Origin of the sequence: Actinomyces capricornis (assembly GCF_019974135.1) — a bacterium.
Lineage (GTDB): Bacteria > Actinomycetota > Actinomycetes > Actinomycetales > Actinomycetaceae > Actinomyces > Actinomyces capricornis.
Genome location: NZ_AP025017.1, coordinates 2,886,495 through 2,901,178, shown reverse-complemented (window position 1 = coordinate 2,901,178; position 14,684 = coordinate 2,886,495). Strand labels below are relative to the sequence as shown.

13 protein-coding genes and 2 CRISPR repeat arrays are annotated in these 14,684 nt (G+C 70.8%); of the genes, 2 read left to right on the top strand and 11 right to left on the bottom strand.

Features of this window, described 5'->3' with window-relative positions; all coding sequences use genetic code 11:
- Positions 1 to 186: 186 nt before the first annotated feature.
- Positions 187 to 798: a CRISPR direct-repeat array (repeat unit 37 nt; unit sequence GTCTCAATGCACCTTATGGCGCGGGGTGCCTTCTGAC).
- 289 nt (positions 799 to 1,087) lie between these two features.
- A complete protein-coding gene (cas2, locus tag MANAM107_RS11875) occupies positions 1,088 to 1,375 on the bottom strand; it encodes a CRISPR-associated endonuclease Cas2 (RefSeq protein WP_223908919.1) in 288 nt (95 codons plus the stop codon).
- The gene (gene cas1, locus MANAM107_RS11870; RefSeq protein WP_223908917.1) at positions 1,366 to 3,411 is read right to left on the bottom strand and encodes a CRISPR-associated endonuclease Cas1; all 2,046 of its coding nucleotides are present in this window, start codon (positions 3,409 to 3,411) and stop codon (positions 1,366 to 1,368) included. The genes cas2 and cas1 overlap by 10 nt, the downstream gene beginning before the upstream one ends.
- A 100-nt stretch (positions 3,412 to 3,511) precedes the next feature.
- A CRISPR array of direct repeats spans positions 3,512 to 4,195; the repeat unit is 37 nt; unit sequence GTCTCAATGCACCTTATGGCGCGGGGTGCCTTCTGAC.
- A gap of 470 nt (positions 4,196 to 4,665) precedes the next feature.
- Here cas1 and MANAM107_RS11865 point away from each other — a divergent pair.
- Complete coding sequence (locus tag MANAM107_RS11865; protein WP_179901416.1) at positions 4,666 to 5,358, top strand: FMN-binding negative transcriptional regulator; 693 nt, start codon at positions 4,666 to 4,668, stop codon at positions 5,356 to 5,358.
- 21 nt (positions 5,359 to 5,379) lie between these two features.
- Positions 5,380 to 6,042 carry an FMN-binding negative transcriptional regulator gene (locus MANAM107_RS11860; protein ID WP_223908907.1) on the top strand — a complete coding sequence of 221 codons (663 nt, stop codon included), beginning with the start codon at positions 5,380 to 5,382 and terminating at the stop codon, positions 6,040 to 6,042.
- 1 nt (position 6,043) lies between these two features.
- On the opposite strand, the gene MANAM107_RS11855 is transcribed toward MANAM107_RS11860, so the two are convergent.
- The 9 genes from MANAM107_RS11855 to ruvX all read right to left on the bottom strand — a co-directional run bounded on the left by MANAM107_RS11855 (position 6,044) and on the right by ruvX (position 14,676).
- The gene (locus MANAM107_RS11855; protein WP_223908900.1) at positions 6,044 to 6,763 is read right to left on the bottom strand and encodes a hypothetical protein; all 720 of its coding nucleotides are present in this window, start codon (positions 6,761 to 6,763) and stop codon (positions 6,044 to 6,046) included.
- A 113-nt stretch (positions 6,764 to 6,876) separates the two neighbouring features.
- A complete protein-coding gene (nusB, locus tag MANAM107_RS11850; protein ID WP_179901418.1) occupies positions 6,877 to 7,380 on the bottom strand; it encodes a transcription antitermination factor NusB in 504 nt (167 codons plus the stop codon).
- Positions 7,380 to 7,943 carry an elongation factor P gene (gene efp, locus MANAM107_RS11845; RefSeq protein ID WP_179901419.1) on the bottom strand — a complete coding sequence of 188 codons (564 nt, stop codon included), beginning with the start codon at positions 7,941 to 7,943 and terminating at the stop codon, positions 7,380 to 7,382. The genes nusB and efp overlap by 1 nt, the downstream gene beginning before the upstream one ends.
- Positions 7,944 to 8,067: 124 nt before the next feature.
- Entirely contained in the window at positions 8,068 to 8,682 is a 615-nt protein-coding gene (locus MANAM107_RS11840) for a shikimate kinase (protein WP_223908893.1), read from the bottom strand.
- On the bottom strand, positions 8,682 to 10,577 hold the full coding sequence (aroB, locus tag MANAM107_RS11835; protein WP_223908891.1) for a 3-dehydroquinate synthase: 1,896 nt from the start codon (positions 10,575 to 10,577) through the stop codon (positions 8,682 to 8,684). The genes MANAM107_RS11840 and aroB overlap by 1 nt, the downstream gene beginning before the upstream one ends.
- Before the next feature lie 45 nt (positions 10,578 to 10,622).
- Positions 10,623 to 11,849 carry a chorismate synthase gene (gene aroC, locus MANAM107_RS11830; protein ID WP_223908883.1) on the bottom strand — a complete coding sequence of 409 codons (1,227 nt, stop codon included), beginning with the start codon at positions 11,847 to 11,849 and terminating at the stop codon, positions 10,623 to 10,625.
- Between the two features lie 37 nt (positions 11,850 to 11,886).
- Complete coding sequence (locus MANAM107_RS11825; protein ID WP_223908867.1) at positions 11,887 to 12,912, bottom strand: shikimate dehydrogenase; 1,026 nt, start codon at positions 12,910 to 12,912, stop codon at positions 11,887 to 11,889.
- 76 nt (positions 12,913 to 12,988) lie between these two features.
- Positions 12,989 to 14,203 (bottom strand): endolytic transglycosylase MltG, encoded by a 1,215-nt coding sequence (mltG, locus tag MANAM107_RS11820; protein WP_223908865.1) that lies wholly within the window; start codon positions 14,201 to 14,203, stop codon positions 12,989 to 12,991.
- Positions 14,200 to 14,676, bottom strand: a complete 477-nt coding sequence (gene ruvX, locus MANAM107_RS11815; protein ID WP_373314104.1) for a Holliday junction resolvase RuvX — start codon at positions 14,674 to 14,676, stop codon at positions 14,200 to 14,202. The genes mltG and ruvX overlap by 4 nt, the downstream gene beginning before the upstream one ends.
- Positions 14,677 to 14,684 lie beyond the last annotated feature (8 nt).

The window sequence follows — 14,684 nt, the reverse complement described above, 5'->3', positions numbered from 1 at the left end:
TCGATCGGCCCCCATCGCCGAGGCTCCCGCGGCACCTCTCGTGTTCCAGGAGTCTCCCCGGAGCATGACGTCTTCCAGGGGGACGGCTAGAAGCCGACCTGCACCGCAGCGTGGTCTCCCATGCGTCTGATGGCGCGGGGTGCCTTCTGACCCATTGACGTGGTCGTGAGGTACTCGATCGACCCAGTCTCAATGCACCTTATGGCGCGGGGTGCCTTCTGACATTACAACCGGGACACTGGCGAACACAGGCTCAGTCTCAATGCACCTTATGGCGCGGGGTGCCTTCTGACATTACAACCGGGACACTGGCGAACACAGGCTCAGTCTCAATGCACCTTATGGCGCGGGGTGCCTTCTGACAGAGGACCTTTTGAAGGAGGAGGTCAGTCATGACCAAGTCTCAATGCACCTTATGGCGCGGGGTGCCTTCTGACAGAGGACCTTTTGAAGGAGGAGGTCAGTCATGACCAAGTCTCAATGCACCTTATGGCGCGGGGTGCCTTCTGACAGAGGACCTTTTGAAGGAGGAGGTCAGTCATGACCAAGTCTCAATGCACCTTATGGCGCGGGGTGCCTTCTGACGCTCGTGCGCATCGAGCCCTCCGTCTGCATGGAGTCTCAATGCACCTTATGGCGCGGGGTGCCTTCTGACACCGGCAGTAACCCGGGAAAAGATATGGTGTTGTGTCTCAATGCACCTTATGGCGCGGGGTGCCTTCTGACGGCTATTTGCCTCGCCAAAGGCAGACACGCCGATTGTCTCAATGCACCTTATGGCGCGGGGTGCCTTCTGACCCACCCCTCGAATCACCCCCTGTGACCAGCAGCGATACGAGGCGCAGCGCAGGCGATCCGTCGGCACCCTCCAGACCGCCCCGGCACAGACCCCTTTGTACCACATCCACGCAGGTCAGCACCACAGCGCCAGCGCCGCCCCTCCACCGCCCCCGCCACCCGGAATCCAACGAGACCATGCGGAAAAGTCCCCCTCCCACGCGAAGGTCAGACATCTGATATTTGGGATCAAGGTCCTACTCCTGTGCTCTTCGGCGGGTCCCCACGCCCGCCCCGTCGTCCTCCACGCTCAGAACAGGCCCCGGTACAGACCCCCGTCATCCTGACTCGGCGGCGTGCCGAGCACTTGGATGCGATCTCGGCAGGGGCGGCACAGGCGGTAGATATGCACCACGTCGTCGGTGCTCTCAATGATGTCCTCCATCTCCTCGATGAGCCCCTCCAGCTCGGCCTCCTCCAGGCTGATCTGGAAGACGGACTCCTGAATCCTGTACCCCCAGGCCTGGAGTGCCGCGGCGAGCCTGCTGCGGCGCGAATTCGAGGCGATGTCGTAGGCCACCACAACACTCACCGCCATGACGTGCCCGTCCACTCGTAGTCGGGGTTGAACAGTGCACTGGCCAGGCGCTGGGCCTGATGGTGGATGTGCCTCCTCCATGTCCCGGAGAAGCCCGGCAGCGCCCCGCCCGTGGTGCGCTGGAGGGCCGCCTCGTAGCCATCGACGAGCACCTTGCGGCCCTCGGAGGTCAGCCATACGCCATCCGACCGCTCCTGGGAGACGGTCTCAGGGACCGGGCCGCCGTGCTCGACGCGCAGCCGCTTGGTGCGCAGCAGCCCCAGAACGGCACGATCCACGAGCAGGGGCCGGAACTCCTCCATAAGGTCCAGGGCCAGGCTGGGCCGGCGGTCGGTGGATGCGTGCAGCAGCCCGAGGGACGGCTCCAGACCCGCGGCGTAGAGGGCCGCCGTGCACTCCCCCAGCAGGAGGGCGTAGCCGTAGGACAGTGCCGCATTGGCCACATCCAGAGGAGGGCGCCGGGAGCGGCCGGGGAAGGACACCTCGGGAGGGACGAGGCGTCCGAGCAACGCGAAGTAGGCCGCGGACGCGGCCCCTTCCAGGCCCATGAGCTCATCGAGGCTCTGGGCGCTGGGAACCTCTTGCAGGCCCTCCCGGATCGCATCGAGGGTGTCGGCAAGGTCGGCCTCGTGGGAGCGCCGTGCGGTGCGCTGCAGCAGACGCAGCTGGTTGCGCATCTTGGAGGCGACGATGATCCGGGCCAGCGGCATCCTCCTGGTCTCCTCCCTGACCGCATCGCATTGGGCGATGAGGCGCTGGGCGGCCAGGTCGGACCGCTTGCCGGAGAGCTGCCCGAGATAGGTGCCGCGCCGGGACAGTAGCACCACGTCGACGTCGTTGAACAGCGCCCAGGAGCGGGCACCGGCGGACAGGCCCACGGCCCCAGTCAGGACGATCCTGCGCACCGCGTTGCGCGGTATTGACAGGTAGGGGATGGAGTGGGCGGACTCCACGACGAGCCTGTCGCGCGTCACGCTCACCCGGGCGCCGTCGCGGCCCACATAGACGACCCGATCGGGGTTGGTGTCGCGGTCGATGTCGTGGTGGGGGTCGTGCACCGGGTAGGTGGACCCGAGGTCCTCCCCCAGGTAGCAGAAGCCCTCGTCGAATCCTGTGAGCATGGTCTTGTCCTCATTGAGTGTGAAGCCGTGCGCCGCCGCCTGCGCGGTGAGTAGGTCGAGGGCCTCCAGGAGCCGGTCCTGGGTGTCGGCGCACACGACGATGTCGTCGGCGAAGCGCACGTACCCGATTCCTGTGCGCGTCATGGCCTCGTCGACGGCGGTGAAGGCGAGGTTGGCGAGCATGGGCGACAGGGCCGAGCCCTGCGCGACCCCTCCGGAGCGGATCGTGCGCCCCCGCCAGGTGCGGCGCGGAACGACCAGGAGCGCGACGAGTGCGAGCAGCCGTCGGCTGGGGAGCAGATTGCCCAGGATGTTGAGCACGGCATCGAGGCGCACGTGCGGGAAGAAGTCCTCCACGTCGGTGCGCAGCACGTGGACCATTCCCAAGTCGCGCAGGCCGGTGAGGTGGTCGATGGCGTCATCGACGCCCAGGCCGAGCCTGTAGCCGTAGGAGCAGGGGGACATGGCCTGGTCCACCCGGTGCCCCAGGGCATCGACCAGGGCCCGCTCCACAATGCGGTCCCGTACCGAGGGGATGTCCAAGGTGCGGTAATCGCCCTCCTCCTTCTTGGGCAGGCGCACCTGGGCCAGGGGCGCTGGGCGGAAGGTGCCGTCCCGCAGGGATCGGGAGAGCTCGGCGAGCACCTCATCGAGGTGGCCGGCAATCTGCTCGGTCTGGTGGCGCAACTCGCCATCACGGGCGTCACGGGCCAGGACCACACGCCAGGACTTCTTCAGGCTCTCAACGGAGGTGGCGCTCATGAAGAGCTCGTCCTGCTCCCAGGACTGCGGAACGGAGTCGATGATGCGGGACGCCTGGAACTCCGACAGGGACACGCCCAGGTACTGGCCCGAGATCCGCAGCTGCGGGCGGAGGGCATCCTTGGCCAGGCTCTCGGCACTGTCGGAGCGCACTCGGCGCGAATGATGCCGACGTGGCGGCGACATCATGACAATCTCTCCCTTCTTCGCAAGAGGCCGCAAATAACACGATCAACGCAGACAGCATTCATCCCTCTTAATGCACCTTATGGCGCGGGGTTCCTTCTGACCTGCCAGCTGCCGGCCATGGCGCCGGCGGCCGCTCTGTCTCAATGCACCTTATGGCGCGGGGTGCCTTCTGACGTCGTCGTCATAGTCGTGCTGATGATGACCCTGCTGGCCTCAATGCACCTTATGGCGCGGGGTGCCTTCTGACGCCCTTTTTGTATCGGCGTTGGCGATGCCCACCAAGTCTCAATGCACCTTATGGCGCGGGGTGCCTTCTGACGCCCTTTTTGTATCGGCGTTGGCGATGCCCACCAAGTCTCAATGCACCTTATGGCGCGGGGTGCCTTCTGACCTCCAGGAGGAGCGCCGCCAGGAGGGTTGGCGCGAGTCTCAATGCACCTTATGGCGCGGGGTGCCTTCTGACTCCGAGCCCTCTACCGGCGCGTTCCTCGTCGGCGTCTCAATGCACCTTATGGCGCGGGGTGCCTTCTGACTTACACAACACCGTCTCGCAGCCACGTAGCCTAAGTCTCAATGCACCTTATGGCGCGGGGTGCCTTCTGACGCGGCGAAGGATGCTCGCCGGGCAGCCGCCTGGCGTCTCAATGCACCTTATGGCGCGAGGTGCCTTCTGACACACCATCCTAGGGGAGTCCAGTATTGCTTGGCAAAGTCTCAATGCACCTTATGGCGCGAGGTGCCTTCTGACCCACCCCTCGAACCACCCCCTGTGACCAGCAGTGATACGAGGCGCAGCGCAGGCGACCCGTCAGCACCCTCCAGACCGCCCCGGCACAGACCCCTTTGTACCACATCAGCACAGGTCAGCGCCACAGCGCCAGCGACGCCCCTCCAGCGCCCCCGTCACCCGGAATCCAACGACACCATGCGGAAAAGTCACCCTCCCCCGCCAACATCAGACATCCGACATACAGGACTAAAGTCCCACAAACTCCTCTGCGAGTGCCCTCGCGCTCCCTCCAGAGCCCCTCCAGACCCACACCTATACGCATCCGGCGCCCATCCCGCCACAACGCCGTCGATGCCCAGCTCCGCCCGGGTGACCCAGCGAAGCACCGGGGCCCCGGCAGGGCCCGCCCCCGGCTCCTACCTGGGCAGTTCCTGGGATGACTCTCGTGTCGCCCACAGAGACCCACCGCCCGCCGTTAGCATCGTCGCATGTACGTCCCCCGGCACCTAGAGCTCTCCGAGGCCTACACCACCACCCTGCTCAAGGAGGTGCGGGCGGGCAACCTCGTCACCTTCCACGCCCAGGGCCCCGCCGCCACGCTGGTGCCGTTCTACCTCGATGAGGAGCGCCGCGTCCTGGTCACCCGCCTCGTGCGCGACAACCCCCAGGTCACCGAGCACTCCATCGGCCCGGCCCTGGTCATCCTCGATGAGGCCGACGCCTACATCTCCCCCCAGTGGTACGTCACCAACGAGGTCGCCCCCTCCGTCCCCACCTGGGACTACATCACCGTCCACGTGCGCGGCGCCATGCGCATCGACACCAGCCTGGAGGGCGCCATCCGCGCCGTGCGGGAGCTGACCCTGCGCACCGAGCCCGCCGCCGTGCTCGACGCCGTGGACGAGGCCCGCCTGACCGCCATGGCCCGCACCATCGTCGCCGTCGAGATCTCCCTGGACCACATCGAGGGCAAGGCCCAGATGAGCCAGGATCGCCACCCCGACGACGTGCGCAGCCTCATCTGCGCCCTGGAGGACCGCGGCGAGACCACCATGGTCAAGTACCTGCGCGAGGTCACCCTGCCCTACGCCGAGCAGCGGCTGGCCACCATCGCCCGCCTGCACGAGTCCCGCAACGGCCGTGCCGAGGAGCAGGCCTACCGGGTCGCCCGGCTCCACTGAGCCCACCACCAGCACCCGGCCATGTACGTCCCGCGGCACTTCCAGCTCCCCCAGGACTATGCCACCGCCATGCTCGCCCAGCCCCGCTCCGGCAACCTCGTCACCGTCCACGACGACGGGCCCGCCTCCACCCTCGTGCCCTTCCACCTCGATGAGGAGCGCGGCGTCCTGGTGACCCACCTGGTGCGCAACAACCCCCAGGCCCGTAAGCCGATCCTCGGCCCAGGCCTGGTCATCCTCGACGATGCCGACGCCTACATCACCCCCCAGTGGTACGCCACCAGCGCCCAGGACCCGGATGTGCCCACCTGGGACTACATCACCCTCCACATCCGGGGCCGGGTGCGCATCGACCCCAGCCCGCAGGCCGCCCTGGCCGCCGCCCGAGAGCTCACCACCCGCATGGAGCCCCCCGAGCTCCTCCAGGCCGTGGGCGAGGAGAGCCTGACCGCCATGTCCCGGGCGATCGTCGCCGTGGAGGTCACCATCGAGCACATCGAGGGCAAGGCCAAGATGAGCCAGAACCGCCGCCCCGAGGACATCCGCAGCCTCATCACCGCCCTGGAGCAGCACGGCCAGCACACCCTGGCCGACTTCCTTCGCGAGGTCAGCCTGCCCTACGCCGAGCAGCGCTTCGCCACCCTCGACCGCCTGCACCGGGCCGCAGCCAGACCACCGGAGTAGCTCAGCCCGCCACCCCGACCGGCACCTGCACCGGCCCCACCGCCGACGGCGTCGCCTGCACCGGCACTGCCACCGGCCCCATGGGCACCCCGGGCACCCAGCGGATCGTGCGCCGCCCCGCCAGATCCGAACGGCGGAGCACAGCCGCCCCCACCACCACCAGCACGCCTCCGACCACCGTGAGCACCGCATTGGCGACCATGGTCCCCACCAGGTCGCCACGCACACCGTCGTCGGCCTCCCCCAGGGCCATGAAGGCGAAGCCGAGCATGACGAACGGCGGGATGCCGCAGACGCAGGAGGCCACCAGCGCCAGCAGGCCCGATCGAGGATCCTCCACCCCCACAGGGTCGTCACTGGCCGGGATCGTACTGAGCCGCCCCAGCCCCACCGCCGCCAGGCAGATCGCCACAGGGACCACCGCCAGCACCGGCAGGCACAGCACCACCATGACAAGAAGCAGGTCCGTGGCCGCGGCACTCAGGTCCCCACGCGCATCCAGCCGGGAGGCCTGGGCCAAGAGCCCGCAGGCCCCGTATCCCGCCCCCACCCCCGAGCACCACAGGGAGGCCGCCAGGAGCCTGGCCGTCGAGCGGCGCCGACGCCACCAGTAGAGGGCCGCCGCCCACGGCGTCAGTCCCACCGGATGGGGGAAGGCCCCCGGGTAGCCGATCGCATGCGCCTCCCGCGCTCCCCACAGCCCATCGGCATACCTGCTCATGGGCTGACAGTAGGCCGCACGCCCCCTGGACGCGATCGGCACTCCTCCCCACCCCCGTCGACGCCGCGGCCACCACCCGTCAGTACCGCGCGTGCCGTCGGCGTCACGCCCCGTCAGCGCAGGGTGTCCGCCAGGTCTGCGATCCTGCCCAGCAGCCCCCCCAGGTAGCGGGGCGACTCATCCGTGGACAGCATGCGGCTGAGCGTCATCGCCTCATCGACGGCCACCGGCGGGTCGACCTCGTCGTTGTAGATGATCTCCCACGCGGCCACGCGGGCGATCGCCCGGTCCACCGCCGGCATGCGCCCCAGGGTCCAGCCCTGCCCGTAGGTCTCGATGGCCTCATCGACCTCCTCCAGGCGCTGCGCCACGCCGGCGAGGAGCTCGCGGGTGTAGGCGGGGGCCTGCGTGTGGTTGGCCGAGGTCACGGCGCGCTCGGCGGCGAAATCCGCCAGGCGCTCCCCGCGCCCCGGGGCCCCAGGGCTGAGCATGCCGCGCTGGTCGGCCTCGAAGAGGATCTCGATGGCGCGGCGCCGGGCCTTGGTGCGGGCGGTGACGGGGTGCTTGTCACTGCGGCCGGCCGGGCCGGCCCCCTCGGACTGGGCCTGGACGCCCATCAGTCGGTGACGCGGGAGATGTAGGCGCCGGTGCGGGTGTCGACCTTGACCCGGTCGCCGGTGTTGAGGAACAGCGGCACCTGGATCTCCGCACCGGTCTCCACCGTGGCCGGCTTGGTGCCCGCCGAGGAGCGGTCGCCCTGGAGGCCCGGCTCGGTGTGGGAGACCGTCAGCACCACCGAGGCCGGCATCTCCACGAAGAGCACCGTGTCCTCGTGGAAGGCCACCACCACGTCCTGGCTCTCCAGCATGAAGGTGGCCGCATCGCCCACAGTGGCCGAGGGCACGTAGGTCTGCTCATAGGACTTCACGTCCATGAACACGAAGTCGTCCCCGTCCTTGTACAGGTACTGCATGTCACGGCGATCCACCGTCGCGGTCTCGACCTTGAGGCCCGCGTTGAAGGTCTTGTCCACGGTCTTGCCCGACAGGACGTTCTTCAGCTTGGTGCGCACGAAGGCGGGGCCCTTGCCCGGCTTGACATGCTGGAACTCCACCACCTGCCACAACTGGCCCTCCAGGTTGAGAACCAGTCCATTCTTCAGATCATTAGTCGTCGCCACGTGCACAATCCTCACTGTCGCTGCCGTCTTAGAACAGGGAGATCCTACCGCGCCCCACCAGGCACTCCGCAGGCCCCCCATGTCACGCGGATCACTGCCTCGCCCCCATCTCCCCGCCCGCGCGTCACGACGGCGTCCCCAGGTGCTCCAGCACACGCCGGGCGGCCTGCTCGGGACTGGTAGTGCTCGTGTCGATGACCGTCTCGGCCAGGGCGCGGCAGGCCTCCTCGCGCTGGCGCAGCATGCTGATGAACTGGTGGTGGACGGGCCCCAGGGCCACCGAGCGCGGCGCGTTGAGGCCGTTGCGGGAGGCCAGCACCCGGCCCTGCGCGCCGAGGGCCACCATCCGTCCGCCCCCGGCCCTGAAGGCCTCCAGGGCGCGGCGGGCCTCGGCCTGGTCCACCCAGCCCGAGCCCAGCGCCAGCACGACCCCGCCACCGGGGGCTCCTCCGGCCCCCTCCTGACCGGCCGCCGCCGGCCCCAGCGCCTCGGCCAGCACCTCGACCACGGCCGCCGCCTCGGCCCGCCGGTAGGCCTGCTCCCCCACGGCCACCAGGGCGTGCTCGGCCGCCACCCCCAGGGCCTCGGCCGTGCGCCCCGCCACGTCTGCAACCGCTTGCCCCCGCAGGCGCGCCACCGCCGCGGCCACGCTGCGGCACCCCGCCCCCGGCGGGCCGATGAGCGCCAGGGGGGCAGGGGCCGGCCGCTGCGGGCCCGGGGCCGCGACCTCCTGCGCCACTACCGGCCGCCCTCCTCGGCGCACACGGCCTGGTGGGCCTGCTCCAGGACCACCTCGGCGGGAGCCCCGGTGCGCATGGGCCTGCCGACGCCGTCGAGCAGCACCAGGCGCAGCGCCCCGGCGCGCACCTTCTTGTCGCTGAGCATCACCCCGCGCATCTCCTCCCAGCGGCCCCGGGCCTGGGGGATGCCCACCGGCAGGCCGACGGCGCTGAAGGCGCGTCGGTGCAGCGCCACCGTCTCGGCGTCGATCCTGCCGCAGCGGTGGGCGACCTCGGCGGCGAAGACGCAGCCCACGGCCACCGCCTCCCCATGACGCCACTGGTAGTCGGTGGTCCGCTCGATGGCGTGGGCGTAGGTGTGCCCGTAGTTGAGGATCTCCCGCAGGCCCGACTCGGTGAGGTCCTCGCCCACCACCCCGGCCTTGACCTCCACCGCGCGGGCCACCAGCTCGGCCAGCACCGGGCTGTCCCACGCCAGGGGCGGGGCGGCCTCCTCGCGCTCCAGGATGAGGTCGAGGATGGTGGGGTCGGCGATGAAGCCGCACTTGATGACCTCGGCCAGGCCCGCGCGCAGCTCGCGGGCATCGAGCGTGGCCAGGGAGCCCAGGTCGACCAGGACCGCCGCCGGGGGGTGGAAGGCCCCCACGAGGTTCTTGCCCGCCTGCGTGTTGATGCCGGTCTTGCCGCCCACGGCCGCATCGACCATGGCCAGCAGGGTCGTGGGCACCTGGATGACCGGGACGCCGCGCAGCCAGGTGGCCGCGGCGAATCCCGCCAGGTCGGTGGTCGCTCCCCCGCCCACGCCCAGCACCAGCCCATCGCGCCCCAGGCGCATGGCGCCCAGCTCGCCCCACACGCCGTCGAGCACCTCAGTGGTCTTGGCGCCCTCCCCGCCGGGCACCTCGATGCGCCCCGTCCTCAGCCCGGCCCGGGCCAGCCGGGCCTCATAGGAGGCGGCCAGCTCCCCCACGCCCCGGTCATGGATGAGCGCGATCCCGCCACGGCCCCCGCCCGGCGCACAGGCGACGGCGTCGAGGAGCTGGGACTCCAGGCCCTGGCCGATGAGCACCCGGTAGGGGCGCGGGCCCCCCACGCCGATGCTGCGCGGCCCCACGGCACGGTCGGCCTCCGGAGCGGTCCGCCCTCCAGGAGCCCGATCAGCGCTCCCGGCCCGGCCCTCCGCCCGCGTCCCGGCCTGCGGCCCCGGCGCTGCGCCCGCCTGCGCCTCAGCGGCCTCCTGGGAGGGCAGGTCGAGGGTGGCCAGGGCCCGGGCGGTCTGCGGGGCCTCCACGCCCAGGGCCACGAGGATGAGCGCGGCCACCTGCTGCGGGCTCAGCCCATCGGTGGGCACGCTCAGCGTGGCGACCTCGGCGTACAGGGGCGTGCGCTTGGCGTCCAGGGCCTCCATCCGGGCCAGGACGGCATCGGCCCGGTAGGCGGCGCCCTCCCGGGCGGCACGGGCCGCATCGGAGTCGGCGCCCGGGCCGATGAGGGGCCGCCCGGCGCCGTCGCCCACATGCGCCGCAGCGGTCCGGGGGCTGGCCACCAGGTGGATGACCGTGCGCCCCTGCAGCATGCGGCGGTTGTCGGCCCGCAGCACCCCGCCCCCGCCCAGGGCGATGACGCCCTGGGCCGCCGCCGGGGAGTCCAGCACCGCGTGCAGGGCCCGGTGCTCGCGCTGCCTGAAGCCCTCCTCGCCCTCGGCGGAGAAGATCTCGGGGATCGTCATCCGGGCCCGACGGCGTATCTCCGCATCGGTGTCCGTCACCTGGACGCCCAGCGCCTGGGCCAGCAGCCGCGCCACCGTGGTCTTGCCCGCGCCGGGAAGGCCCACGAGCACCAGCGGCAGGCGGTCCTCGGGCAGGATGACCTGGGGGATGTGCGAATGGGTCATGATCAGTCTCCTCACCGCCGTTGAGTGGTCACCGGTATCCAGCAGTCACTGGGCCCACCGGGTGCGCTCGGCGACCCGCTCCAGGTAGGCCGCGAGGTTGCGGCGGGCCTCGCCCACCGAGTCCCCGCCGGTCTTGTCCATGAGGGCCTCGGCCAGCACCAGGGCCACCATCGCCTGGGCGATGAGCGCCCCGGGCACCACGGCGGTGGTATCGGAGCGCTGGTGCAGGGCCGTGGCCTGCTCCCCGGTGGCCAGGTCCACGGTGCGCAGGGCCCGTGGCACGGTGGAGATGGGCTTGAAGGCGGCCCGCACCCGCAGGGGCGAGCCGTTGGACATGCCCCCCTCAATCCCGCCGGCCCGGTTGGTGGCGCGCTGGGCGCGGCCCGCCTCCAGGGCCACGATCTCGTCATGGGCCCGGGATCCGGGGCGGGCCGCCTCGGCGAAGCCATCGCCGATCTCCACGCCCTTGACGGCCTGGATGCCCATGAGCGCCCCCGCCAGGCGGGCGTCCAGGCGGCGGTCGGCGGAGACATGCGTGCCCAGGCCCACCGGGACCCCCTCGGCGATGACCTCCACGACCCCGCCCAGGGTGTCCCCCGCCTTCCGCGTGGCGTCGATGTGCTCGACCATGGCGGCGCTGGTGGCGGCATCGATGCAGCGCACCGGGTCGGCATCCAGGTCGGCGACGTCCTGGGGCGAGGGCACTGCGGCCCCCTCGGGCAGGGCCACCTCGCCGATGCGCACCACGTGGCTGACCAGGCGGATGCCGGCGACCTGGTCGAGCAGGGCCTGCGCCACCGCGCCCAGGGCGACGCGCGCCGCCGTCTCGCGGGCCGAGGCCCGCTCCAGCACCCCACGGGCATCGGGCAGGTCGTACTTGAACATCCCGGGCAGGTCGGCGTGCCCGGGGCGGGGCCGGGTCAGGGGCCGGTTGCGCGCGATCTCCCGCTCATCCCCGGTGCCCGCATCGATGAGCAGGTCCTGCGGCGGCACGGGGTCGGGGCTCATGACCGTGGACCACTTGGGCCACTCGGAGTTGCCGATGAGCAGGCTGATGGGGCTGCCCAGGGTGCGCCCGTGGCGAATGCCGCCCAGGATACTCAGCTCATCGCGCTCGAAGGCCTGGCGGGCGCCCCGCCCGTGGCCCAGGCGGCGCTGTGCCAGCGCGGCCCCGATCTCCTGACTCGTGATCTGCACCCCCGCGGGCACGCCGTCGATCATGGCGGTCAGGGCCTGGCCGTGGGACTCACCGGCGGTCATCCATCGAAGCATGACGTCGATCATCCCATATGACGGGCGGATCTCCCGCTCAGCGCGCCTCCAGCGCCCGGGCCAGTGCCGCGCGCATCGGGGCGATGCGGGGGGTGCGACCGGTCATGAGGCGGACCTGGGCCACCGCCTGGTGCAGCAGCATGAGCCAGCCCGGGGCCACCAGCCCGCCCGCCGCCTGCCATGCCGCCGCCAGTGCCGAGGGCCAGGGGTCGTAGGCCACGTCCAGGAGCACCGCCGCCTCGCCCGGCCCCCGCCTCGGCTCTTCCCCGCCGGGGGCGGAGCCCGGGGCCAGGTGAGGCACGAGGGTGTCGGCGGCCCGGGCAGGCAGGGTGGAGACCACCACCTGGGACTGGGCCGCCCGCTGGGCGATCGCGGCGTCGCTGCTCTCCTCGCCGGGGGTCCAGGTGAGAGCCTCGATCTCGATGCCCATCCGCTGCGCGGCGCTCAGGGCCCGGCCGGGGCCGGAATGACGGCGCGCCGCCACGGCGATGGGGCCAGCGCCGAGCTCGGTGAGGGCCGCCAGGGCCGAGCAGGCCGTGGCCCCCGAGCCCAGCACCAGCGCGCCGCCTCCCCGTGCCCGCGAACGGCCCCGAGCACCGCCCTGCCGGGTCTCGGCGATGGCCTCCACAATGCCGGCCACATCGGTGTTGAAGCCGGCCAGCAGCGCCGGCCCCGCTCCCGAGCGCTGGGCGATGACGGTATTGACCGCCCCCACGGTCCGGGCCAGAGGATCGACCGCATCCAGCAGGGTCAGCAGCGACTGCTTATGGGGCATGGTCACGCTCAGCCCCGCCCAGGTCGCCCGACCCGCATCCCCATCGGCCGGGGCGGCGAGCTCATCGAGCAGGACGGGCAGCCGGGGCGGGGCCACCTCAATCGCCTCATAGGACCAGTGCTCCAGGCCCAGGTCCGCGTAGGCGGCCCGGTGCAGCACCGGGGACAGGGAGTGGGCCACCGGGGCACCGATGACGGCGGCGCGCCATTCCCGCGGCCCCCGCACGGCTCCGCGCCCCCCGGGCTCCTGGCCCGGCCTGCCCGCCGCTGCGGCGGCCTGCTGCTCCATCGGCCCTGCTCCTGCGATGTGATCCTGCGTGACGGTGATGCCGTCGTGCTGCGCTGCTGCGCCTGCCTCGCCCCTCCTAGCCCTCCGTGGGCATCGGGGTTCCCTGGCAGACCTCCTTGTTCTTCTCGCAGTACTCGCGCAGGCGGGCGGTATTGGCCTCCTGCTCGGCGTGGGTGGTGGCGAAGAGCGTCTCGCCAGTGGACAGGTCCACGGTCACGAAGTAGAGCCAGTCGCCCTCCGGGGGCTTGATGACCGCCTTGATGACCTCCTCGCTGGGGCTGCCGATCGGGGTGGGCGGCAGGCCCGCATGCTTGTAGGTGTTGTAGGCGTTGGAGTCATCGGCGGTCTCCTCCGGGCTGGGGATGCCGCCGACCCGGCCCAGGCCGTAGAGGACGGTGGAGTCCATCTGGAGCAGTCCCTGGGTCTCACCGTCGGTGTCCTTCAGCCGGTTCTCGATGACCCGGGCCACCTGGCCGTAGTACTCGGGCTGGGAGACCTCGCGCTCGACGATGGAGGCCTTGATGAGGACCTGCTGGTAGTCCTTCTCCGCCACGCCCAGGGCCTTGAGGCGCGAGGTGGTGGTGGAGACCATCTGGGCCACCACCTCGGTGGCGGTGGCGTCCTGGGAGATGTCGTAGGTGGAGGAGGCCAGCCAGCCCTCCACATTGCCCCCGGCCACCTCGGGCAGGCCGATGGCCGCGGTGTCGGCGTAGGCGGCGTCGACCTCCTCGGCGGTGAAGCCGCCGACGGTCATGAGCCGCTCCTTGATCTGGTTCTTGGTGAAGCCCTCGGGCACGGTCAGGGCGTGCTCGGACTTCGAGGTGGGGTCCAGCAGGGCGGCCACCGCGTTGGCGGCCGACATGCGGGTCTTGAGCGTGTAGGTGCCCGGCTGGATATTGCCGGAGTTGGCGTTGGCCTTGTAGGCCTCGACGAAGGCGCCAGCGGTGGCCACGACGCCGGCCTCCTGGAGCAGCTCGCCGATGATCTGCCCGGAGGCGCCCTCGGGGATGGTCACCACGACCTCGCCCTCACCGGTGCCCTGGTAGTCCTGGGCGCCGGAGGCCGTCGAGGAGGAGTCGCGCACATAGGTCACGGCCTTGTAGCCCACGACGCCCACGGCGGTGAGCACGACGACGAGCACGATCGAGGTCAGCCAGTGCCGACGGCGCTTGCGCCGACGACGCTCGACCTTCTCCAGGCGCCGCTGCCTGCGGCCCTTGACCTTGCTGTTGGCGTCTGCAGCATCCTCACGCTGGATGCCGAGCTCGGCGAAGAAATCGTCGTGGCTCACGCTCTGCCTCTCTTGCTCAGGTGGACGCGCTCCCCGGCAGGCGCACCGGTGCTGCGCTCGGCCGCGAGGGCCTGCTCCAGTATGACAACAGCAGCGGCCTGATCGACGATGCTGCGGAAGCTCTTCTCCCGCAGCCCCGCCTCATGCAGGCCCCTATGGGCCGAGACCGTGCTCAGGCGCTCGTCGACCAGGCGCACCGGCACCGGTGCGATGATCCCGGCCAGCTCCTGCGCCCAGCGCCGGGAGTCCCTCGTCGAGGAGGAGCTCCCACCGCCCATGCGCCTGGGCAGGCCCACGATCACCTCGAGGGCCTCGTGCTCCGCTACAAGGTCTGCTGCCTCATCAAGGTCAGCACCATAGCGGTCCCTCCTGAGTGTCTCCACGGGAAACGCTAGGATCGCGTCCTGATCGCAACGTGCCACACCGATGCGAACCTTGCCCACATCGAAGGCCAGGCGCACCCCCGGGCGCATGCCCGCAG

Bases quoted from the DNA above. Each gene is read 5' to 3' on its own strand.
- cas2 (WP_223908919.1), bottom strand. From the start codon at position 1,375: ATGGCGGTGAGTGTTGTGGTGGCCTACGACATCGCCTCGAATTCGCGC.
- MANAM107_RS11865 (WP_179901416.1), top strand. From the start codon at position 4,666: ATGTACGTCCCCCGGCACCTAGAGCTCTCCGAGGCCTACACCACCACC.
- MANAM107_RS11860 (WP_223908907.1), top strand. From the start codon at position 5,380: ATGTACGTCCCGCGGCACTTCCAGCTCCCCCAGGACTATGCCACCGCC.
- MANAM107_RS11855 (WP_223908900.1), bottom strand. From the start codon at position 6,763: ATGAGCAGGTATGCCGATGGGCTGTGGGGAGCGCGGGAGGCGCATGCG.
- nusB (WP_179901418.1), bottom strand. From the start codon at position 7,380: ATGGGCGTCCAGGCCCAGTCCGAGGGGGCCGGCCCGGCCGGCCGCAGT.
- aroB (WP_223908891.1), bottom strand. From the start codon at position 10,577: ATGACCCATTCGCACATCCCCCAGGTCATCCTGCCCGAGGACCGCCTG.
- aroC (WP_223908883.1), bottom strand. From the start codon at position 11,849: ATGCTTCGATGGATGACCGCCGGTGAGTCCCACGGCCAGGCCCTGACC.
- MANAM107_RS11825 (WP_223908867.1), bottom strand. From the start codon at position 12,912: ATGGAGCAGCAGGCCGCCGCAGCGGCGGGCAGGCCGGGCCAGGAGCCC.
- ruvX (WP_373314104.1), bottom strand. From the start codon at position 14,676: ATGCGCCCGGGGGTGCGCCTGGCCTTCGATGTGGGCAAGGTTCGCATC.